Annotated in this window: 20 protein-coding genes and 1 pseudogene; 2 read left to right on the top strand and 19 right to left on the bottom strand. The window is 50.1% G+C overall.

Annotated features, from left to right (window positions below; all coding sequences use genetic code 11):
• Positions 1 to 11: 11 nt before the first annotated feature.
• The 7 genes from MNU25_RS07545 to MNU25_RS07515 all read right to left on the bottom strand — a co-directional run bounded on the left by MNU25_RS07545 (position 12) and on the right by MNU25_RS07515 (position 7,268).
• A complete protein-coding gene (locus MNU25_RS07545) occupies positions 12 to 839 on the bottom strand; it encodes a carbohydrate ABC transporter permease (protein ID WP_240984501.1) in 828 nt (275 codons plus the stop codon).
• The gene (locus tag MNU25_RS07540) at positions 836 to 1,747 is read right to left on the bottom strand and encodes a carbohydrate ABC transporter permease (RefSeq protein ID WP_240984500.1); all 912 of its coding nucleotides are present in this window, start codon (positions 1,745 to 1,747) and stop codon (positions 836 to 838) included. Before MNU25_RS07540 ends, MNU25_RS07545 begins: the two co-directional genes overlap by 4 nt.
• Before the next feature lie 201 nt (positions 1,748 to 1,948).
• Positions 1,949 to 3,256, bottom strand: a complete 1,308-nt coding sequence (locus tag MNU25_RS07535; protein WP_240984499.1) for an ABC transporter substrate-binding protein — start codon at positions 3,254 to 3,256, stop codon at positions 1,949 to 1,951.
• A gap of 221 nt (positions 3,257 to 3,477) precedes the next feature.
• Positions 3,478 to 4,332: a class II fructose-bisphosphate aldolase gene (locus MNU25_RS07530; protein ID WP_240984498.1), complete on the bottom strand. Its 855-nt coding sequence runs from the start codon at positions 4,330 to 4,332 to the stop codon at positions 3,478 to 3,480.
• Between the two features lie 40 nt (positions 4,333 to 4,372).
• On the bottom strand, positions 4,373 to 5,155 hold the full coding sequence (locus tag MNU25_RS07525) for a DeoR/GlpR family DNA-binding transcription regulator (RefSeq protein WP_240984497.1): 783 nt from the start codon (positions 5,153 to 5,155) through the stop codon (positions 4,373 to 4,375).
• Between the two features lie 83 nt (positions 5,156 to 5,238).
• A complete protein-coding gene (pfkB, locus tag MNU25_RS07520; RefSeq protein ID WP_240984496.1) occupies positions 5,239 to 6,168 on the bottom strand; it encodes a 1-phosphofructokinase in 930 nt (309 codons plus the stop codon).
• Positions 6,165 to 7,268 carry a bifunctional phosphoglucose/phosphomannose isomerase gene (locus MNU25_RS07515; RefSeq protein WP_240984495.1) on the bottom strand — a complete coding sequence of 368 codons (1,104 nt, stop codon included), beginning with the start codon at positions 7,266 to 7,268 and terminating at the stop codon, positions 6,165 to 6,167. The genes pfkB and MNU25_RS07515 overlap by 4 nt, the downstream gene beginning before the upstream one ends.
• A 508-nt stretch (positions 7,269 to 7,776) precedes the next feature.
• Here MNU25_RS07515 and MNU25_RS07510 point away from each other — a divergent pair.
• Positions 7,777 to 8,310, top strand: a complete 534-nt coding sequence (locus MNU25_RS07510) for a DUF6431 domain-containing protein (protein WP_240984494.1) — start codon at positions 7,777 to 7,779, stop codon at positions 8,308 to 8,310.
• Positions 8,311 to 8,709: 399 nt separating this feature from the next.
• Here the strand turns inward: MNU25_RS07510 and ptsP are convergent.
• The 6 genes and pseudogenes from ptsP to MNU25_RS07485 form a co-directional block, all read right to left on the bottom strand.
• Positions 8,710 to 10,419 (bottom strand): annotated as a pseudogene (gene ptsP, locus MNU25_RS20480) (phosphoenolpyruvate--protein phosphotransferase).
• 348 nt (positions 10,420 to 10,767) lie between these two features.
• Positions 10,768 to 11,226: a carbohydrate kinase family protein gene (locus tag MNU25_RS07500; protein ID WP_261487496.1), complete on the bottom strand. Its 459-nt coding sequence runs from the start codon at positions 11,224 to 11,226 to the stop codon at positions 10,768 to 10,770.
• Positions 11,177 to 11,383, bottom strand: a complete 207-nt coding sequence (locus MNU25_RS20475; protein WP_372503675.1) for an ISAzo13-like element transposase-related protein — start codon at positions 11,381 to 11,383, stop codon at positions 11,177 to 11,179. The genes MNU25_RS07500 and MNU25_RS20475 overlap by 50 nt, the downstream gene beginning before the upstream one ends.
• Positions 11,384 to 11,769: 386 nt before the next feature.
• Positions 11,770 to 11,979 carry a hypothetical protein gene (locus MNU25_RS07495; protein ID WP_240984492.1) on the bottom strand — a complete coding sequence of 70 codons (210 nt, stop codon included), beginning with the start codon at positions 11,977 to 11,979 and terminating at the stop codon, positions 11,770 to 11,772.
• Positions 11,980 to 12,291: 312 nt separating this feature from the next.
• The gene (locus MNU25_RS07490) at positions 12,292 to 12,552 is read right to left on the bottom strand and encodes an HPr family phosphocarrier protein (RefSeq protein ID WP_240984491.1); all 261 of its coding nucleotides are present in this window, start codon (positions 12,550 to 12,552) and stop codon (positions 12,292 to 12,294) included.
• A gap of 191 nt (positions 12,553 to 12,743) precedes the next feature.
• Positions 12,744 to 13,499 (bottom strand): HAD family hydrolase, encoded by a 756-nt coding sequence (locus MNU25_RS07485; RefSeq protein ID WP_240984490.1) that lies wholly within the window; start codon positions 13,497 to 13,499, stop codon positions 12,744 to 12,746.
• Here MNU25_RS07485 and MNU25_RS07480 point away from each other — a divergent pair.
• Entirely contained in the window at positions 13,426 to 14,637 is a 1,212-nt protein-coding gene (locus MNU25_RS07480) for an IS256 family transposase (RefSeq protein WP_240984489.1), read from the top strand. The genes MNU25_RS07485 and MNU25_RS07480 overlap by 74 nt on opposite strands.
• A 263-nt stretch (positions 14,638 to 14,900) precedes the next feature.
• Here the strand turns inward: MNU25_RS07480 and MNU25_RS07475 are convergent, their stop codons facing one another.
• The 6 genes from MNU25_RS07475 to deoC form a co-directional block, all read right to left on the bottom strand.
• Positions 14,901 to 15,554, bottom strand: a complete 654-nt coding sequence (locus MNU25_RS07475; RefSeq protein ID WP_261487290.1) for a class II aldolase/adducin family protein — start codon at positions 15,552 to 15,554, stop codon at positions 14,901 to 14,903.
• An 83-nt stretch (positions 15,555 to 15,637) separates the two neighbouring features.
• Positions 15,638 to 16,675, bottom strand: a complete 1,038-nt coding sequence (locus MNU25_RS07470) for a zinc-dependent dehydrogenase (protein WP_240984487.1) — start codon at positions 16,673 to 16,675, stop codon at positions 15,638 to 15,640.
• Between the two features lie 439 nt (positions 16,676 to 17,114).
• Positions 17,115 to 18,149, bottom strand: coding sequence for an alcohol dehydrogenase catalytic domain-containing protein (locus tag MNU25_RS07465; protein WP_240984486.1), 1,035 nt, complete (start codon positions 18,147 to 18,149; stop codon positions 17,115 to 17,117).
• A 271-nt stretch (positions 18,150 to 18,420) separates the two neighbouring features.
• On the bottom strand, positions 18,421 to 19,878 hold the full coding sequence (locus tag MNU25_RS07460) for a PTS galactitol transporter subunit IIC (protein WP_240984485.1): 1,458 nt from the start codon (positions 19,876 to 19,878) through the stop codon (positions 18,421 to 18,423).
• 120 nt (positions 19,879 to 19,998) lie between these two features.
• Positions 19,999 to 20,292 carry a PTS sugar transporter subunit IIB gene (locus tag MNU25_RS07455; protein WP_240984484.1) on the bottom strand — a complete coding sequence of 98 codons (294 nt, stop codon included), beginning with the start codon at positions 20,290 to 20,292 and terminating at the stop codon, positions 19,999 to 20,001.
• Between the two features lie 37 nt (positions 20,293 to 20,329).
• Entirely contained in the window at positions 20,330 to 21,067 is a 738-nt protein-coding gene (deoC, locus tag MNU25_RS07450; protein WP_240984483.1) for a deoxyribose-phosphate aldolase, read from the bottom strand.
• Between the last annotated feature and the right edge of the window lie 382 nt (positions 21,068 to 21,449).

Raw genomic sequence — 21,449 nt, 5'->3', positions numbered from 1 at the left:
ATCTTAAATCTTTAACTTTTCACCGCGCCCATTGTCAGTCCGCGGATAATATGCTTCTGCATAAAGAATACAAAAACCATGATTGGAATAGCGATGACAGTACCCGCTGCGGCCATCTGGCCCCACAGCAAACCGTAAACCGTCAAAAAAGACGAAATGGCTGCAGGCAGCGTTTGGGCATTGAAACTTGTCAAAATCATGGCAAAGAAATATTCATTCCAACTCATAATCAGGCAGAAAATCGTAGAGGCAACAAGGCCGGGGGTAGCTAAAGGCAGGATAACCCGAAAAAGGGCCGAAGTCCGACTGCAACCGTCTACCATGCACGCTTCATCAATATCCGGCGGAATGTCGTCAAAAAATGAGCGCATCATCCAGACAACCCAAGCCAGGTTGATCAGCATGTCCATAATCACAAGTAAGGTCCTGGTGTCATACAAACCAATTTGCTTAGACAGAAGGTAAACGGGTAAGCCCGCCAAGATAAATGGTGCCATACGTGTACTTAGAAACCAAAAGAAGATACTTTCTTTCTTCTTAAACTCGAAGCGAGAAAGGGCATAGGCTGCCGGAGTGCCTAGTAACAAGGCTAAAACGCTGCTGACACTGGAAACGACGAGGCTGTTAAAAAAATTGTGTCCCATTCCCCGTCCGGAAAAGGCGTCAAAATAATTGGCCAAGGTAGGAACAAAAAAAACTTTGGGTGGAATGGCATATGCGTCTCGTTCTAGTTTGAAAGAAGTGGTTACAATATACCAAATCGGTGTGACGTAAACGCAGAAGACAATCAACAAGAGGGCATAAAGGAGAATGCGTATAAGTCTTTTTCTATTTCTCACTGTGCTTCACCCTCGTTCCTCCGAAATACTCTGAAGATCAAAGTACAGATGACGGTAATTACAATTAGACTTAAGAGAGCCATGCTGGCCGCTTTAGAGACTTGGAAATACTCGAAAGCGGTATTGTACATGAGGATATTCAGATTTTCGCTTGAGCGCCCTGGGCCTCCGCCGGTCATAGCATAAATGGTATCGAAAGTCCGAAAGGCGTCCATAGTTCTTATCAATAGGGACAGTAGCAACGCTGGTTTCAGTAGTGGTAACGTAATATGAATAAACGTTTGCCAACGAGAAGCCCCATCTACCCTAGCAGATTCATAGACTTCTGGGGACAGCCCCTGGAGTCCCGCAAGAACTATCACCATAACCAGAGGCGACCACTCCCATACATCAACTACAATCAACGCGGGCAGTACGGTGCTCGCCTGTGCCAAGAACGGTCGTCCCCCAATACCGGCCACAGAAAGGAAGTAATTAATTAATCCCCAACCCGGGTTGTACATTAGCCGCCAGGCCGTTCCCACAATGATTGGGGCAATCACCATCGCGGAAATAACAAACGTCCGAACGATACTTGCCCCTTTTAGGTTCTGGAACATAAGAAACGCTAAACTAGTCCCAATGACCATGCAGAACAAAACGCTAAAAAAGGTAAAACAAATAGTTATCCACAGAGAATGCCAGAATTCTCCGTGTTTAAGAATCTCAGCGTAATTCTGCAAACCGACAAATTGGTTTTGCGAACCAGGAACGGTAAGATTCCAATTAAAGAAGCTGATTTTCAAACTATAGAGCATAGGGTAAATTGTCAGCAAAATAAGTGCCGCTATAGCCGGAGCCAAAAACAGCGCTACATAATGTTTGTCCTTGATCCGTAAGATCCTTCTGTATCTTTGTTCCGCTTCCATCTCTTCAACTCCCACCAAGGCATCATATCTGCCGACTGCTTCTAATACGCAGATTGTACACAACCGCCAAAGAATCCCCGAGCAAATCGAAAATCCGAAGTGATTACACTGCTCGACTGGACACTCCCCACGAGGGTTGCCGCGCTGAGTTTTTAAATCCGGCGGCTGCGTCCGATGCGTCAGCCGCCGGTCTCGCTAAGACTATTTTCCTTGCAGAATACGGTTTACCTCGTCATTTGCTTGCGTGAGTGCTTCCTTCGGGGTCTTAGACCCATCCAAAACGGAGGAGATAGCAACGGAAACAGCGGTTCCTACCTGATCAGCCTGCGGAATGCGCGGTCTATAATCCGGATTAGCCAGTTTGAGAGAAGCTTTCATAACGTCAATCAAAGGTTCCGTGCCCGGATAAGCCGGAATGTTATAAACCTTCTCTAAAGCCTGATTCGGTGCGGAAAAACCACACTCGGTCGCAATTTTAGGACTCGTCAGCCAGGCAATAAATTTCGCAGCCGCCGCTTTATGTTTTGCATGTGCCGGCACCGCCAATGTCCAGCTGTAGAACCCCGGAGCAACCGCTTTATCTCCAGGAACCATGGCGAAACCCAGCTTTCCGGCCACCTTTGATGCGCTGGGGTCCTCACAACGCGGAGCCAAAGTGGCTGAGTCAACAAACATCCCCACTTTGCCCTGCATCATGTCGTTTTGCACCTCAACATAAGAATAGTTGGCAACTCCGGGCGGTCCATACTTTTTCAAGATGTCTGTATAATAGGTCAGCGCTTGGATAGCTTCCGGAGACGTGAGATTACCCGCTTTTTCGTCTTGAGTCAGATAACTTCCACCAAATCCCTCAAGAAAGGTCGGCCAAGTCCATTCGTTGACTCCATATCCTCGTTGTCCTCTCATAACGATCCCCGCCATACCGGGCTCATTTTCTTTAATGACTTTGGCGTCATGTTCAAGTTCAGCAAAGGTTTTTGGTACCGTTAGATGGAGTTTTTTAAAGATGTCAGCCCTATATACCAGGATGTTACAGTCTTGATACAAAGGCATGCCGTAAATTTGCCCTTTGTAGCTGACGGAATCGATAAAAGGTTTCATGTAATTGGCTTTATTAAATGTACTGCTAGCATCGAGATATTTATCGAGGGGTGCCAAGTAACCTGCCTTCGCATACTTATTAAGGAACATGAAATCCGTCATGAACACGTCTATGTCGGTCGACGGGGCCGACACTTCGAGACCAGTCTTCGCCCTCAGAGGCGTCTCTTGCAGCTTCATATAGTTCACATGAATCCCGGTCTTCTTCTCGAATTGAGGCAGGAGTTGCTCCATTTTGTCAAATTCCGGGCGTGAATCTGCCATGAAGTTGATCGTCACCGGTTTACCCTGGGAACTTTGCCCCGCCGCTTGAGTGTTTGTCTGACCGCAGCCAATAGCAAACATCCCAACGACCAACATGCTCACCATTAACGGCAAGAAGACTCTCCTTAATTTTCTCTTAAACATGTTCGCCCTCCTTTTTTTACCATGCCAAGTTTCCGTCAGTTTTGCCTCTTTGCAGTCTTTCGCTTTGGGTCCAACGTTTTTCCAAACCTCACCCCCTTTCCAAAAACACGATAACCAAGAGATTCCGGCCTCACCCCAGTTGTGTAGTCCGCTTCTGAATACTCTCTGTTTAGATTTGACGGCACCCGTATCTATTAAGAGCCTATGCAGCTCAACAACACCTACGCCCGCCCTTCGATACCGAATAGACGCATTTTTTGGCTCACGACGTTTTTGACCTCACCGCGTGCTTTGGCAAAGTAGCGACGGGGGTCATTTTCCTCTGGTTTCGCAAGAAGAGCACTTCTCAATGCCGCCGCCAAGGCCAATTTCAAATCTGTTGCGATGTTAATTTTACTTATACCAAGACTTATACTTCTGGTAATCGCGGCATCAGGCACTCCTGAGGCCCCATGGAGTACTAGTGGAACGTTTACAGCCAAGGCGATGGCTTCGAGCCGCTGGAGATCCAGCTTTGGTTCGTTCTTGTAAACCCCATGAGCCGTACCTATGGCAATTGCTAACGAATCAACCCCTGTTTCCTGGACAAATCGTCTTGCGTCACCGGGATCCGTGTAGTTCACCTCGGAATCGCTCACGATCGTTACCTCTTCCTGACCGCCAATCCGTCCCAACTCGGCTTCCACCGTAAGCCCTTTGCTATGGGCCAAACCTACAACCCAGCGTGTTAGGCGGATATTTTCTTCCCATTTCAAACGTGAGCCGTCAAACATGACCGATGTGAAACCGGCTTTAACACATTCTTCAATTAATTCCAGATCCGTAGCGTGGTCCAAGTGCAGTACGATCGGTACGTTCGCCCGTATCGCCAGAGCTCGGGCCATCGCCACAAGCAAGTCACTCCCGGTGTATTTAACCGTTCCAGGAGTCGCCTGAAGGATTACCGGTGCGCGATGTTCAAACCCCGCCTCAACAACTGCTTGTATAGTTTCTTGATTATGAATATTGAATCCCCCTAAGGCATAGCCGCCCGCACGAGCACGTTCTAAAAGCTCTTTTGAATTTACCAAATCCACTATATTTTCCTCCCACCCTTGTACTCACCGCAATACCTGACTAGCTGGGTTCCCCCGGATTCACTATGATCACATTTACACTGCGCTTTCTGGCCTGTTCCAGGAAATGCAGCGGAGTGCGGTTATCCGTAATCAACGTATCAATGTCTGCTATGTCGGCGAACCGCGACAAGGCACCTTGGCCAAATTTCGAATGGTCAGCCAGAACGATAAGTTTATCAGCAGAGTCAATCATCTGGGCATTAGTATAAGCTTCCGTCATGTCAGGCGTACTTAATCCATGTTCTATGCTGATGCTGTTAACACCCAAGAAAACTTTTTTGGCGTGTACCTCACGGAACACTCTTTCCGTCAGCGGACCGACAAGGGCGTAAGACTTTGTGCGAATATGCCCCCCCGTTAAAATAAGCTGAATTCCTTCGCTTTGCGCCAGTTCCATAGCTACATTTACTGTGTTAGTTACTATTGTAAGGTTTTGCCGGTTTTTCAATAACTTCGCCAGAGCCGTTAAGGTCGTACCCGCGCCTAGGAGAACAGTATCCCCTTCTTCAATTAATTCCGAAGCCTTTTTGGCAATTGCCATTTTCTCTTCAGGAAATTGGCTCATTTTCTCTGCAAACGACGGTTCCTCAAACGATCCGTTTAAAGGGACGGCCCCACCATGTGTTCTTGTAAGGAGGCCCTCTATTTCGAGCCTTTCTAAATCACGCCTAATCGTCATGGTGGAAACTCCCAGTTCACGGCTGAATTCCCCGACGTTAATCGGTATACCGGCCCGTATTTTATCCATGATGACTTTTTGTCGCTGTGCTGCAATTCTCATTGCGTTACCACCCGTCTATACTCTTCTATGGTTTATTTCTCTACCTTAATAGTAGCATGACTAGATTACCGCCTCCACTATCCCTACATCCCTGTCACCGCCACCTGTCTCAAGAAAAACTGAATATCCTCCAATTTGCAACTTCCCGTTTCAATGGTTACCGCGTTTGCCGCGGACACGGCAACTCCCAATTTCAACATCTCCTCGACACCATACCCTCTTGCCAGAGCAACGGCAAATCCTGCGACCATTGCGTCACCGCTACCCACGGTATTCAAGGCCTGGACGCTGGGGGCTTTAGCATAGTACGTTCTCTTCTCCGTCGCCACAACCGCACCGTCTCTCCCCAATGATATGGCTGCCAATTGAACGCCTAATTTCACAAGATGCTTTGCAGCGGACTTCGCGTCCGTGACGTTTCTGATTTTGGTACCGAGCAGATACTCAGCCTCATTAACGTTTGGTTTAACAAGTGTCGGGTAGGATTTTGTCCCTTCCACTAAGTACCTTTCGCTCGTGTCTAAAATCACCTTTTTGCCTTTGCTGCGGGCAATCTCAACCAATACTCTGTATATATTTTCCTTAACTCCATTGAGTACACTACCGGATAGCGTTATCACGTCACATAAGTCCACTTCTCTTTCGTAAAGATCAATCAGTTTGCTGAGATCCTCTTCTTCGACCGTGGGGCCCGGTTCTAACAGCTCAGTCTGGACCCCCGTAGAGCTATCTATAATGTTAATGCAGGACCTTGTTTCTCCTTGTATACGGACAAACTGATGCGGAATTTTCGCCTTGTTAAGTTCACTTTCGACGAACATCCCCGCGTAGCCTCCGCTAAATCCTATGGCAAGTACCGGCTCACCTAACGTTGTAATCACCCGCGTTACATTCAGCCCTTTACCACCGGCTGAATATTTCGCATCCTTAACCCTTATAACCTGGCCGGGCTGGAAACTCTCGACTTTATAAGCTTTATCAATCGCTGTATTTAGTGTAACGGTTAAAATCACTTCGACCACTCCGCCATTTCTTTCTTGAATAGATTAATGATTCCTACTGGCGTGGGATCTATCCCCCTGCAAATCGAAGCATACAAGGACACAAAGTCGCCAAGGTATATTAAGGAAAACATCCGTGCTAGTACTCCCACCCCCTCGGCATCTACCTCTGTAATCCCCGCTTGTTTCTGTTTCAACATTTTCGCGGTCACATCTTTTCTCTTCTTAACCTCCACCCGATCGAGTTCATTGTCCCGAAGTATGATGAAGTGAAAATTCCGCATTATCTCGTCCGGCGCTTCCCAACCCACAGCCTCATCATGATGGATATTCGGAATCACATTGTAAAACGACATCTGCTTGCTATTCTCGCCAAATTGGTTTTTCCACCTCCACGCGACCGAATCATAATAATCCGATGATCCGTATATAACGGGTATCCGCCAGGCCAACCTGAACGCAATTTGCTTTGCCAAATTCCTTTCGGACGGAATTTCGGGTCTATATTTTTCTCTCAAGAGAGCGAACAAGTCAGCAACCCCTTCTAACTCCGAGGTTTTGTCATCAATAAGCCCTAATTTATGGAGTAAGATTACGGCTGTTACAAAAAGATAACCCAAATCCCGGCGGGGATGCCCAATATCACAGGGTACTACCAAGCTCTCTACACCGTCCTGCCTGCTTCGCGCTAAGAGGGTACCTCCGGATGTTATTGAGATTAAATGTGCACCCTTAGCCTTAGCCTGATCATACATACAGAGAATTTCCTCGGTGTTACCAGAGTGCGACATGACTAGTACCAAACTATGCTCGTCAATATAGGCCGGAATGTTGTACCCCTGACAGATAACAATGGGCTGGCTAAGCTGGTTAAAGAGAAATGACCTCAACAATCCTCCCGTAACGGCTGAGCCACCGCCGGTGCCCAAGATAACAATCTCGTGAATGGTGCTCCCCGGTCTACCCGGTTCAAATGCTCCACCTATTTCCACAGCCTCTCTGAACTGGAGGTCGTAATTCTCCGTTGCTACGATGGAAGCCAAGGAATCCATTTCCCTAATCCTCTTTACATCATCCAAATCAACCAACATGTCTTGGTTCGTCTCAGACAACTCCTTCCTTTCTCACCTCGCAAACAATTAAACATCCATAATCGGATCGCGTTCGATTTTGCTCTTTATTGTTGTCTTTTTATACTATTCGACCTCACTTCGAATATTCCTCCCTAGCAAACGGACTTTTTCGAAAATATTATATTCTTTTCTGATTTTGGCCCCGTGGAGCTAGCCTCTCATATTCCGAGCTCCCTCCCGCATCGGCAAAATCCGGCAGGCGCGTCTGCCAACGTCTTCCACTCTTAGCTTTACCTTGTGCAACCCGCCTGCTAAAACCAAGAAAGTGGCCTCACATGACATTGTCTATCTGAAGCCGTAATGTTTGGGCTAGCGAGAGTATAAAGTCCAAAAGCTGGCGGTATTGCCTGTCCGGAAATTGCTAGATATAATGACCATATCGTTTGGAAAGGAAAAGGATGCCCCCATTCAAAGTAAACTTGCTCTAACAGGTTTACCAGAGGCATCCCCCACAAAATCATGGTTATTGTGTCAAAATATGATCTAATTGAAAACCCTCTTACTGGGCTCTTTTGTTAGGTGTGCAGAATCCGTCCCTTGTCCTTGCTGCGGAGGACAGCTCAGCGTCATCGGAAGTCGAAGAAGGAAATGTAAAACCAGTTCCGGGCAAACCAGGGTGCTAATCATTCGTCGATTGCGTTGTGTGCAGTGCGGGCGAATTCATCACGAACTACCAGACTGCTTGGTGCCGTACACACGCTATGAATCCGCCAGTATCAAATGCGTTGTGTCGAAGGGTTCTGAGTCTTCCGATGTTGCGGCAGATAATGCCACATTGTACCTTCTGCGAGTGTGGTTTATCATGATCCTCCCGTATTTTCTGAGCTGTTTAAATGCCATTGCGATTCGTCTTGGGCAAGACCCTGTGGAGGAGCCGTCCGTCCCCACACTTTCTGCACACCAAAGAATTGGACTTTACGTTGGACATACATCTGGTTGGCTGGCAGGAATTGTCCGTCCTATCGTCAATACAAATTCCTGGGTACATACCCGTTCCGCATTTTTGCCCGGAAGCGCCTGAAGTAGACTAAAAATCGAAGTCTATCTAATGCAGTCGCTCCCAGATGGTGCAGAATTTTGGCGTACCCAAAGGTATATGCCCTAACCGCCACACTATCTTCTTTTCCCCCAAAGGGAACAGGCTCTGGAGGAGAAACTGACTAGCCCATCTGCCCCTTGACGCAATTTGGACAGACATTTACACTAAATAATCTTCACTCCTTGAGAAAAACTGGTTCAGGGATATGATGATGAGGAAATATTGACTTCCCCCTACTGGTGGGACTGGAAATCCAACTCAAACGTGTTTTCGGCTAACAATCCTACTTGGAGCGCTACACGTTAGGCTATAACGTCTTAGCACCGGAGTTGGATTCAGGGACTAACCAATGTCCGTTTTTTTCGGACGGCTCCTGTTTTGCTAAACCTCTTCTGAGATCCTAAGAATTTGCAAAGTCTCTTCGATCTCCGCCGCCGTGCCTAGAGCCAGCACTTCCGGCACTCGGGCCCTGGCCTCCGCGTAGTTCAGCCTGCCCAGCAGTTCCCGCGACTCCAATACAGATATCGCGCTCATGCTGAATTCGTCGAGCCCCATGCCCAGCAGCAACGGGATCAGAGCTTGATCGCCGGCCGCCTCCCCGCACATCCCGACCCAAATCCCGAACTTGTGCCCGTTTTCAATCACCTGCCTCACCAGGCGCAAAACTGCCGGATGATAAGGGGTATACAGAGATGCAATCTTTCCATTGAGCCGATCTACCGCCGTCGTGTATTGAATCAGATCGTTGGTCCCGATGCTGAAGAAGTCCACTTCCCGAGCCAGCACGTCGGACATGACGGCGGCCGCCGGAATCTCAATCATGATTCCGACCTCCACCTCCTCACTCACGGCCACGCCCTCGCTTACCAATTCCTCTCTGACTTGCGCCAGCATCCCTTTGGCCCGGCGGACTTCGTCCAGGCTGGAAATCATGGGAAACATGATGCCGAGTTTGCCGTAGACGCTCGCGCGCAGGAGGGCGCGCAACTGGGTCTTAAACATCTCCGGCCGATCGAGACAGACCCGGATCGCCCGGTAACCCAAAAAGGGATTGCTTTCCTTCGCCAAACCCAAGTAGGGGAGTTCCTTGTCCCCGCCGACATCGAGCGTCCGGATGACCACTTCCCGGGGAGCCATCGCTTCCAGTACCTCTTTATAGGCCTGAAACTGCTCTTCCTCCCCCGGCAGATCCTCCCGGTTCAAGTAGATAAATTCTGTCCGGAACAGGCCGACGCCTTCCGCCCCATTTCTAAGGGCTCCTTCACAATCTTTCGGCGTCCCGACGTTGGCGGCCACGATGACCTTGCGCCCGTCATGTGTCACCGTCGGCTGCCCTTTCAGAGCCCGCAGCTTTTCTTTGCGTTCCGCCTAGGCCCTTTGCTTTTCCCGGTAGGCCCCGAGCACTTCCGGCTCAGGGTTGACGATGACCTCACCGCTATCCCCGTCCAAAATCAGGGAATCCCCCGTTCGGATCAACTCCGTTCCCCGCACGGTTCCCACAATCGCCGGAATCTCAAGGGTGCGCGCCATGATGGCGCTGTGGGACGTTCTCCCTCCCACGTCGGTAATAAACCCCAGCACACGCTCCGGGGCCATCGTCGCCGTATCGGAAGGTGTGAGATCGCTGGCCACGACGATGCAAGGAGCGCTCAGATGAGCCAGATCGGTTTCTTCCACCCCCATGAGGTCGCGGATGACCCTGCGCCCCGTGTCCCGGATGTCGGCCGCCCGCTCCCGCAAATATTCGTTATCCATATTTTCCATCAGATTGGCATAATACTCCACCCCGTCCCGCAGAGCCGCTTCGGCCGTCAACCCCTCTTTTAACTTCTCACAAACCAAAGACAGCAGTTCTTCGTCTTCCGTGATTAGGATCTGGGCATCCAGTATTTCCGCCTTGTCCCCCAGGCGCGTTTCAGCGTCGGCCCGGATTTTCTCCAGCTGCCGGCGAGCCGAACTCAAGCTCCGGTTCAGGCGCTCATTTTCCTCTTCCACAGCCAACCGGCTCCGTTCCGGCAAAGCGGATAGCGCATCTCTCAGCACCAGAGCCTCGCCGATCGCGATTCCGGGCGAAACCCCTATTCCTTGCATTTCCGCCCCTCTCCCCTCGAACTCTAAACTCCCGTCAACATCTACGATCCCTTCACATTCAAACCGCATCCGTCAGCATTCGGCCCCTATTGGCCGAAATTCCCAGCAAAGAGCTTCTGAACTTTGGCATCCGTCTCCTCCTCATCTGGTCCCTCGATCTTAACGACCAGACTGTCCCCTTTTTGTGCTCCCGAAATTTGATTGTATTAGCTCTTTCAGCTTATTTACCGCCTTAGCCCCATCTTCGTCTTCAACAACTAAAGCGGGCAACTCAATGGTCAGCCATTTCACCGTATAAGCCGCAGCAAGCGTTGGGTCGCTGGGGGCGCTTGGCGGTGAGGGAGAGAATTAACCCTCAATTCTTTCTTTACTGGAATGCTCATTTAATTTCGCAACATCTGGTTGTCCTACGGCTTTCCTTATAGCCTCCCGGGCCAAACTCTCTTCTGTCAAAAGAGAAAGACGCAGATTCGGATCAAGCGATATGAGAGCACCGGATTCCCGGCTCGGCTTCACAGCCTCTACGGTGGCGGTACGGGCTGGTTCCACAGTCAGGGAAACGGAACTGAAGTCCTGGTAGCAGAAAACCTCCAGCGCTAACTCTGCCCGCTCCGCCCCCGCAGCGGCGCCCACATCCAAACCCCCATATTGCGCTGAGGCCGGAAATCCCCAGCAACCCCCCTGCGTCACCATCATTTCACTGACCTCCCCGGCTGGCAGCCCGATCTTTTCCATAATAACAGGAAAAACCCTCGGGTCAAAATCTCCCAGTCGGGTGGACATGATCGTCCCGGATTGGTGGGGCAGACCACTGCCGATATCGTTGGTTGATGTAGTGGAACTTGGTGTTACGATTAGGATGTTCAGAACCTTCGCGCGTCTTGCGGCTGAACCGAAGACTGTATCCCATCTCGTGTAAAAGGTCGCGCACGAGGTGATCGCTGACCACGCGTTCAGGCTTCATCTAGTCCACCGTAACGGCGATTCCGGATCCCCACAGGTACTCGGCAACACCAGTTCTTCCAGGTGGGCGTGCAGATCCCGATCGGAAGCCGTCGTGGGTTTACGGCCACCTCCCCTGCGGCGCACCCGTTCCGGTTCTATCGCAGTCGGGTTTTGCACTTCCTGCATGCCCCTGTGGACGGTTGGCCCAGCAACGCTTGTGGGCGCCAAAGGCTCGCTGGTAATCCACCGCATGGTGTGTCACCATGGCCGCCTCCTGTGGTGGCACCGGCTCCACCGTTAACGGCCACAATTCACGCAGGCTCGCGACGATCTCCGCTTCCGGCAAGGGCTCAGCTCGTAACCGCGCGGCCCGGTACGTTTGGCGGCTTTGCTTAGCTGGCAGTTTCACCACCCCGGCCGGTGCCAGTTGCTCCAAAAGCGGTAGACCTCATGTACCCGCAATCGCCCGTTCGGCGCCTTCCAGAGCAGGTTCTCGCAGATCGTGCTGGCCAGTTCCGTCTGGCTCAGCCCCTCAAAACGATCAGTTGTCCACCGGATCAGTTCGATGTCTTCCGGGGTGAACAGCCGATCCCCGATCCAAAAGGGGGGTCCCACTTCGATGCCACCTCAGACCACCTCAACGGTAGTCTACAACTCCGCTACCAATTTGTTAAGCCGTTCCACCTTAATCTGTTGCAGCCACTTAGCTTTGCTACGCCTATTTGCAGGTGTGATATCTCAAATTCCTACCAACAACATTGAAAAACTACTCGGCTTAGCTCTCGCAACCGGATACACCCCCCATAATTACCAATGGAAATTAGCCTTACAAAGCTTGCAAGAAAAAGTACGACTGCCTTCTAAGCCATTGCGGCGATACCATCGAACAATACAAACACGTCTTCGTGGCTGGTGTAAACGCCCTGGCTAGTCCTCTAGAGAATTGAGCACGTTTATTAACTCATCCATGGCTACCTTCTCATCTGTTCCATTGGTGGTGATTATGATCATTGACCCCTGCCTGGCACCAATAGTTAGCAAGGAAATAATGCTCTTGCCGTCAATTTCCTGGCCGTCTTTGACCAAGTGAATATCGCACTTGAATTTGTTCGCCGTCTTAATAAAAATCGATGCTGGCCTGGCATGTAGGCCTGTTTTGTTCCTAATGATAAAATCCCTACGCAACATTCCATTTATCCCCTTTTGTTTGCCTCAAGCGCTACTACGGACCCAACCTCTTTTGTTCGGACAAGTCGTCGTTCAGGGGCTCTGGGGCACCTGTCGATGAGCATTGCAGCCGAATTGGGCCGTCCGGCTAGATGATCACACCGCAGTGATGGTCTCCTTTGCAGGTGCTACCTGCAGTTTTTTGGCCTTGCTTACAACATTCTTCCTAGATCTCTAATATCATCAACTAAAAAATCGGGGCCCGCCTGTGACAGCACATTCCGATCGGTATATCCGTAGGTCACACTGCAGGTCAAAACGTGTGCCGCCTGGCCAGCTTTGATATCCACGCAACTGTCCCCGATCATCAAGCTCCCCGGCGCGGCCGCACCAGTTTCCCTCAGAACCTGCTCGATTGCATCGGGACAAGGCTTGAGTCTCATGCTCCCGTCGTCCGACTTGAAAACATCAATGTAACTTACCAAATTAGCAAGCCGGAGCTGCTTTTCGGCAATCGGGTGGGGTTTGTTAGAAACCACCGCAATCTTTTTCCTGGCTGCTACTAGTGCAGTCAACAACTCCGGAACACCGACAAAAGGCTCAGCATAACAATCGGACAGATACCGCTCTCTGAAGATTTCAGACGCCCTGGCAACGAGAACCGGGTCTTCCACTTGCAACGCTTCTTCCATAAACAAGAGTTCACCGTCATTGACGATGGTCGAGACGTAATCCCTGGCAACGGGAGGGTGCTTGAATCTTTTGAGTGTGAAGTTAAGCGCTTCCGTGATGCCTGACAGAGTATCCAGCAGAGTGTCGTCCAGATCAAAAATGAAGAGGACGTATGAAGTTTTGTGTAAATGGTTAAAACTACCAATAAGGAGTTGATCATTTATGCAAGATGTTAAAGACCGGTTAGCCCGTGAAGTCGCCAAGGACTGTAAGACCGTCGAAGACGTCCACAACACGCTCAAAGACCTCTTCAGACGCACCCTGCAGGAGATTCTGGAAACCGAGATGAGCGACCATCTTGGTTATGAAAAACACAGTGTTGAGGGCAACAATTCAGGCAACAGTCGCAATGGATATTCGAGAAAGACCATTCAAACACGTATGGGTGAAACAGAACTGGCGATTCCCCGGGATCGCAACGGCGAGTTTGAACCACACATCATCAAGAAGTACGAGAAAAACGCCAGTGAACTCGAACAACAGATTATCGCGATGTATGCCAAAGACATGTCGACCCGGGATATTGAAGCCCATATGCGCGATATCTACGGCATTGATGTCTCAGCCGAGTTGGTCAGTAAAATCACGGACAAGGTCATGCCACTCGTCACAGAATGGCAATGCAGACCCCTTGAGCGTATCTATCCCATCGTCTTTCTGGACGCGATTCACTTCAAGGTTCGCAAAGATAATCGGATTGTCACCAAAGCCGCTTACTCTGTTTTGGGCCTGGATGTACAAGGCCGTAAAGATATTCTCGGAATCTGGATTGGCGAAAGTGAAAGTGCCAGCTTCTGGCTCAGTGTCTGCAACGACTTAAAGAATCGGGGCGTAGAAGACATCCTAATTGCCAGCAAAGACGGGCTGACAGGCTTCTCAGAGGCCATAAACAGCGTTTTTCCCCGAACATCGATTCAACTGTGCGTGATTCATCAGATTCGCAACTCCATGAAGTATATTTCCTTCAAAGATCGAAAGCCGGTGATGGCTGACTTAAAACAGGTTTACCAAGCGGCGACTTTGGATGAAGCCGAATTTGCTTTCGAAATGTTCAAAGAAAAATGGGGTAAGAAATTTCCATTGGTAATTCGTTCCTGGGAAAACAACTGGCTGGAGCTCACCACTTACTTTGCTTTCCCCCGAGAAATCCGCCGGCTGATTTATACAACCAATACAGTGGAAGCCTATCACCGACAACTGCGGAAAATCACGAAAACGAAAACGGCTTTTCCCACGGATGATGCCCTACGAAAAATCGTTTACCTGGCAACCATGGAAATCACGAAGAAATGGACTATGCCCGTTCAAAATTGGGCAGAATGTATCTCACAGTTTGCGATACAATATGGGGACCGGCTCAGCGGTGCCCTCTAGTCAGGGGCTTCGCCCCTGGAGTTTATCGCCTTGGTTCTGCCCGTGAGGAAATGGAGTTGGAAAGGGAAACCTCGAACAGACAGTTCCCATTTCCTCCGGCAGAAACCAGCTGGGCGCTCAGGTTGCTCTCCAGCAGAGCCCTGCCCTCCCAGATTGGCAAGAGCCAGCTATATTCTAACCCAAAAATCGTTTGGGTAGAAATACCATTTACACAATTTACATTCCCAAAATGAAGGTGGATATGCTCATGACCCCGTCTCCCATCAAGTGCTGCTTGAGCCGTAATATTTGAGAAATGCTTCCCGTAAGCCGCTAATTGCCGCTTCCGGCACCAGGTCGCATCTGCCCAGGCTTTTGGAGATACAAAAGATCTTGGCGGTCTCCTCCACAATTAAAGCCACGTTGAGGGCGGTGTTCATTGTGTCTCCCACTGCCAGAACGCCGTGATTCTTTAAAAGCACCGCCATGTGATCGTTCATCACATTTAGTGCTGTATTTCCCAATTCGACAGTGCCGGGTGTAGTATAGGGAGCCACTAGAACTTCACCCCCGACTACATTGGCCATCTCTGTCACTACGATCGGCAGTTTCTCGTCTGCAACCGACAGCGCAGTCGCATATACAGAATGAGTGTGTACAACAACGTTAACATCCGATCGTCTTTGATAGGCTACCATATGCATAGGAGTCTCTGTGGTCGGTTTTCGATGTCCATCGACTACGTGTCCAGACAGATCCAGGATCACGATATCTTCGGGCTGGAGCGTGTTGTAATCCATGCCACTAGGGGTTAAGGCAACATAATTGGTCTCCGGGTCCCTGGCACTGACATTTCCAAATGTACCCACTACCAAATTAAGTGTTGCCATTTTAACTGCACACTTGATCACGTCGTAACGTAAGTTCTCCAACAACATCTCTTCCATTCTCCCTTCGGAATCATATTGGCATACTATGTCATGGCAGTACTACCGGTAGTATCCTGCCTGGCAGGAGAGTCTCAATTCATTACTATCACCGTCTTCAATCCCTTCCCCTCCGCCGCATGTTCGAAGGCTTTCTCTACCTGCCCGAGAGGAAATGTGGCCGTAATCAGTTTGCTGGCATCAATTTTCCTGCGAGAGATGAGATCGACCGCCATCCGATTGTGGCGTGGGCTGTAGCTGAAGGCTCCATAGATAGTAACTTCCCGGTAGTGGATGTCGTTGGCATCAACCTTAGTTTCTGAGCCTTTTGGCAGACCGCCGAACCAAACCACGCGCCCACGTTTGCGCGCTAACCTAATAGCCTGCGCCTGGGCCATGCTCGACGGCGCTGCCACAATCACCACATCTGCCCCCCTATTCTCGGTAGCGTTTAAGACTGCCGGCCTGAGATCGTCTTGTAAACCGTTGAGGGCCATGGTTGCCCCAAGTTTCAGCGCCTGCCCCAGCCTTTCTGGACGTTGCTCTATGACAATCACCTGACCGGCACCATGGATACGTGCCAGTTGGGCATGTAATATCCCGATTGGACCGGCGCCGAAAATTACCACATTATCACCAAGCCCGACATTAACCGCTTCCTGGCAGGCAATAACTGACGACAGCGGCTCTGATACCGTAGCCTCGGTAAATGACAGCTGATCGGTAATTTTACAGACACAACCGTATTGCAAAGCCACTGCCGGTATCGCCATCAGTTCCGCAAACCCGCCGGGGTATTCCCTGGCAATCTCCTGATAATGATCACATAGATGTTGCAGCCCCCGCTGGCAATAGTAGCATTGACCACAGGAAATGGGAGGCGCGATGCTCAGACGCTCACCTATCGCAAAACCAGTTGTCTTACTTCCTACTGCCACCACCCGACCGCTTACCTCGTGCCCCTTAAGCCGCTGAGATACTCCGGTGTTGGCAGAATAGAGATAGTTGCGAACATCTGAACCGCATACCCCGCACGCGGCCACTTGTAGCAACAGTCCATCCGGTTCGCAGACCGGGTCTGGAATGTCCCGTAGTGCCAAGTGTTTTATCCCTTCCAGTAACGCTGCCTTCATTTGCTTCTACCTCCCGTTTTGATAAAGTTCGGGGTCAACTGGACATGTATGTCTCTTTTGTTGTTAAGGATAAATCCTTGTGTTCCATAATGACCCCTAATGTTTCCCTTGAGTGCTACCCAGCCCCCATGTGTTTGAAACCAGCGGTCAAGGGATTTCAGCGCCAGACAATGGTTAAGACTGCCCAAACTGGGCCGAACCCGACCAAAAGGATAGGCCCTGGCGCCAACTTACTATTCGGGCAGACAGCCAAACCAGTTACCCTTGCTCGTAACTAAGATGATTGCCTACACCTAGGCAGTGCCCCATGGCGTTGTACCATCACCACTCACAACGTCACCCCCCCATCCCCTGGTAACGTTTAACCTGCCCGTGTCAACGAATGGTCAGGCTTCGGGCGTTTGCCCCCAGATCTGTGCTGGAAGCAGCGTTTCACGATTCACCCTGTCACTTCCGAAGCCGCGAACATGACTACTTCGGCCTTGTTGTTATTGAACGCCGTGTTAAACGCTTCTTTCGCCTGATCAAAAGTAAACCGGTGCGTGACGATCATTGTCGGTTTGAGTGTCCCGGCCGCCAGGTATCGCAGCGTAGTTTGGCATTCATTCTCCGGGTAATCAGTCCAGGCGTAGTTCCAACTACCAATTAGCCGCGCTTCTTTTCGTAACAGTTTCTCCCAGGTCATCGCCTCCACAGAGATCGTTTTATAAGGAATACCCGGCATGACAATGGTCCCCCGCCGCGCCACAAGCTCTAATGCCGTCGAAATAGCCTCGGGGGCGGGAGTTGCTAGCACCACTAGCTCCATCTGCGAATCTAATTCTTTCAACAGGGGATCACTATCCGTGAATGCATCGCCGCCGAGTGACTTTGCAAAAGCCACCTTTTCCGGGACTCGATCAACTACCGTTACTGCATTCTCATTAAAGGCGAAATGGAGCCACAAAAATACAGATAGGCCTACAGCACCGCCACCAATCACGGTGACCCTCATCCCTGTGCGGTATCCTCCTTGTCTCAAAGCATGGAGCGCTACAGAAACCGGGTCGACCATAATGGCCGCATCCGCCAGGTCTATGCTATCCGGTAGCGGCACTAAGTTTTGTACGGGTACCGCGGCATATTGAGCAAAACCACCATCTCTTCTCGAGCCTAGGTACGAGTATCCGGTGCACAGGTTAGGCAGTCCGTTCAAACAATACGTACAATGGCCGCACGGCATCAAAGGCATTACACCTACCCGGTGTCCCACTAAATCCTGGTGGCGTGAATCCTTCACTTCTTCCACGATACCGGAAAACTCGTGCCCCAGCGTGAGCGGCATCACATGAGTTCCCACTGTATACCAACGCTTATCGGAGCCGCAAATCGCCGAAAAGGCTACTTTGACCATCGCTTCTCTATCACCTAGGGATGGCAGCTCTACTTCATTAACTCTCAAATCCCTTGGTCCGTGCAATCTTACTGCTTGCATTTTAACAACATCTCCTGTCTTAATAAGTTATAGTAATCACTCCGTCGGTCAAGACATCTTGTCATGATCCGGACGGGCACTACCGCTCTGATATGAAAACTCGTTTTTCAACTTCCTGTTTGCGTCTTGGGCGGAAAGAGTGCCGGGCGTGGTTTTTATGACGGGTGGCAATCCGATCCGGCAGCTGGGTTCTGCACGTTACACCTTTTAAATCTGCCGGCACGGAGGAATTATACCATTACTAGCATCCCCACGATCCGTCTTCACCTAGTTACATGGCTTTGTCGGAACCGGGCATAGTGCTTTTAGGCTCAGCCAGAGCAGCTTCGCGATCTTCCTGTGCTGCCATCTTCGCCAGCAAACGCGGTGAGATCCAGAAAGAAAGAATCAAGAACAGGAAGATTACACCATAAATGATGTCCTTGACCAGCGAAATGCCGGAGTTAAAGAAGGAAAACACTTCTACCAGGGCAAAAGTAATAAATTGCTGGCGATCAAGGTTGCTGATTCCCATATGCCCACTAGCCAGCGAGGGAATTGCTACATGCGAAGCGTGCGCCAGGGCTGTCTGCAACGGCCACATTATATCTGCCGAATAGAGAACCCCCACGGACATGATGGTTCCCAGTATCACCGAACGTAGCACGTCCCCACCGTTCATCGCCACGACCAGGCAGATCAGGAACGGCCACACCGCCAAGTCGACAAAGGGCAGGATGTGATTGCCAGGGAGGATGAAGGCCAACACCAGTGTGATCGGGACAAGTATCAGCCCAGTAGCAATCACCGAAGGGTGGCCGATAGCCAGAGCAGCATCCATCCCGATAAACAGATCCTTACGGTTAGGAAATCGCTTCTGCAGAAATCCCCTGGCCGTTTCCGAAATCGGAATCAACCCTTCCATCAAGACAGACACCATTCTTGGCAGTAGCAGCATCACTGCCGCCATGGAAACACCGAGCGTCAAAATACCAGAGAGATTTTCCCTCGCTAAAATACCGATCAAGATCCCTAGTATAAGACCCCAGACCATCGGTTGCCCGAATATGCCAAACCGTTTCTGGACCGATTCTGGGGTGATCCGCGGCATGTTGCGCCACCACTTGAAGCTGTTCAATAAACCGATGATTGGCAGGAAAAGGGGCAACCAGCCGACTGCCGTCAAATGAGGAAAGGAAATGCCCGGCAGGTTAAAGTACCGCTCTACCCATCGCTGCGTCATATCGGCGAACACCAAGGCCACTCCCGAAGCAATCGTAGCTGCCAGCCAGCCCCAGAGGAGGTTGTTAGTAAGAAAATAGACTGCGGCACCAATAAAGGCAAACTGCCAGTAATTCCATAAATCGATATTCATAGTTTTGGTCCAGCCACGCCAGAGCATAATGGCGTTCAAAGCGATCCCCAGCGGGAACACAAGTGCCGCTCCGATCCAGGCCCAGGTCATAGCCGCCATCGTCGGCCAGCCGACATCAATCACTGATAATTGGATTCCGGTTACCTTGATCATCTGTTCGGCTGCGGGTCCCAGTTGCCCGGTCAACAGGTTGACCACCAACGTCACACCGGTGAGGCCGATTCCGATGGTTAGAGCCGACCTAAAGGCCCGGCCAGCGGGTTGACCAATAATCAATCCAAAGATAAAGATAATTATGGGTAGGATTACCGCCGAGCCAAATCCTAGAAAAACCTGAATATACCTTCCAACCTCCATTAATCCGATCGCCTGCATCTACCTCATCCTCCTTAATTTGTAAAAGTTGAGTCTTTAAACGATTAACTCAATCCAGTCAGGAAACCATCTCTATAAACTCTACTGGATCATTCTGAAGGGCACCTTGCACTCGGTAGATTATTCCTTGCCGACCAAAACCTTCAGTATTTCTTCTTTAAGGTCGTCTTCACCCATGCCAGTTAAAAAAGGAATTGCGTTCAAAATAGGAACGTTATGATCAAGCTTGATCGACGGGGTGGTGGTAAGTACGAGATCCGCCCTCTCCGACATAATATTAGCCTCTACGGCACGCCCTTGCGAAATATCCACTTGAATTCCAATTTTCTGAAAAAACTCCTCTGTCTTTTTCACGACTACTGTAGAGGTAGCGATCCCTGTGCCACAAATAACCACGATGCGTTTCTTTTTCATAATCGTCCGGCTCCCCCCCATTCTTTTCGATTTAGCATTAATGAGCCGCTCCCCACTCCTTAATGATCTTTTCGGCGTGCCCAGCTCCAATGCCTAGTCGGCAGGCTCCCGCCTCCATCAGTGCCATGGATTGTTCTAACGTTCGGATACCTCCGGCAGCCTTCACCTTGACTTGCGGGCCGACATGGTTGCGAAACAGCCTAATGTCCTTGACAGCAGCTCCAGCAGTACCATAGCCGGTAGAGGTTTTAATAAAGTCAGCGCCGGCCTCCGTTAGTAGGTGGCAGGCTATGATCTTTTCCTCATCAGTAAGATAGCAGGTCTCAATAATGACTTTCAAGGCTTTCCCTCCATTGTCGTGTACCACTGATGCCACCGCCTGGATATCATCTTGGACCGCTTGGTGCTGACCCCCTCGCAATTGCCCAATCGAAAGCACCATATCGACTTCCGTAGCCCCCTGGTTGACCGCTAGTTTGGCTTCTGCTACCTTAGCCGCCGTCGAACTTGCTCCAAAGGGGAATCCCACCGTGGCCGCCAACTCTACAGATACACCTAATGCTTTTAGCAATTCAGAGGCAAATTGCACATACACCGAATTTACGCAAACATTGAAACCCCACTTTTGAACCATGTCGCAAAGTTTCCTAATATCATCCGGTGTGGCATTAGCAAATAGAACGGAAGCATCGACGGCAACAGCAAACTCCCTCGTGCTGGTAATGATTGAACTACCCTCACCTTGCATAATAAAACCATTCCTTTCTTTCTTCATATTACATTCACTCGACGGTGTTTGAAGGTTTCTGGTTAATAGCACAAACCCACCCTACTGAAACAAGTTTAGATGTCACAGTTCTTGATATGGACTTCTAATTTCCCGATGTAGTCGCCCCCACCTGGACCCATCTGGACTCGCAGACATTCTTTTCTGCAAAGATCTTTGACTTTGGATACCAAAGTTGCAACGCCGAAGCTGTAAACTATAACTCTCACCTCCTCTCCACGTTGAATTCTGTCGAAAACTCCCGATGTTCGGAGTCGCTGGATTCCAGGGCTCGGGGGTTTTCCGTTTCCTCTAAAATTTAACCCAAAACATCTAAAATATTTCCAGGACATTTCCTTGACTTCTGGGAAACACCCCCAAAATTGATCTG

The sequence above is a fragment of the Acididesulfobacillus acetoxydans genome (genome assembly GCF_902729405.1).
GTDB classification, from domain to species: Bacteria; Bacillota; Desulfitobacteriia; order Desulfitobacteriales; family Desulfitobacteriaceae; genus Acididesulfobacillus; species Acididesulfobacillus acetoxydans.
This window is presented reverse-complemented; position numbering and strand designations above follow the sequence as displayed.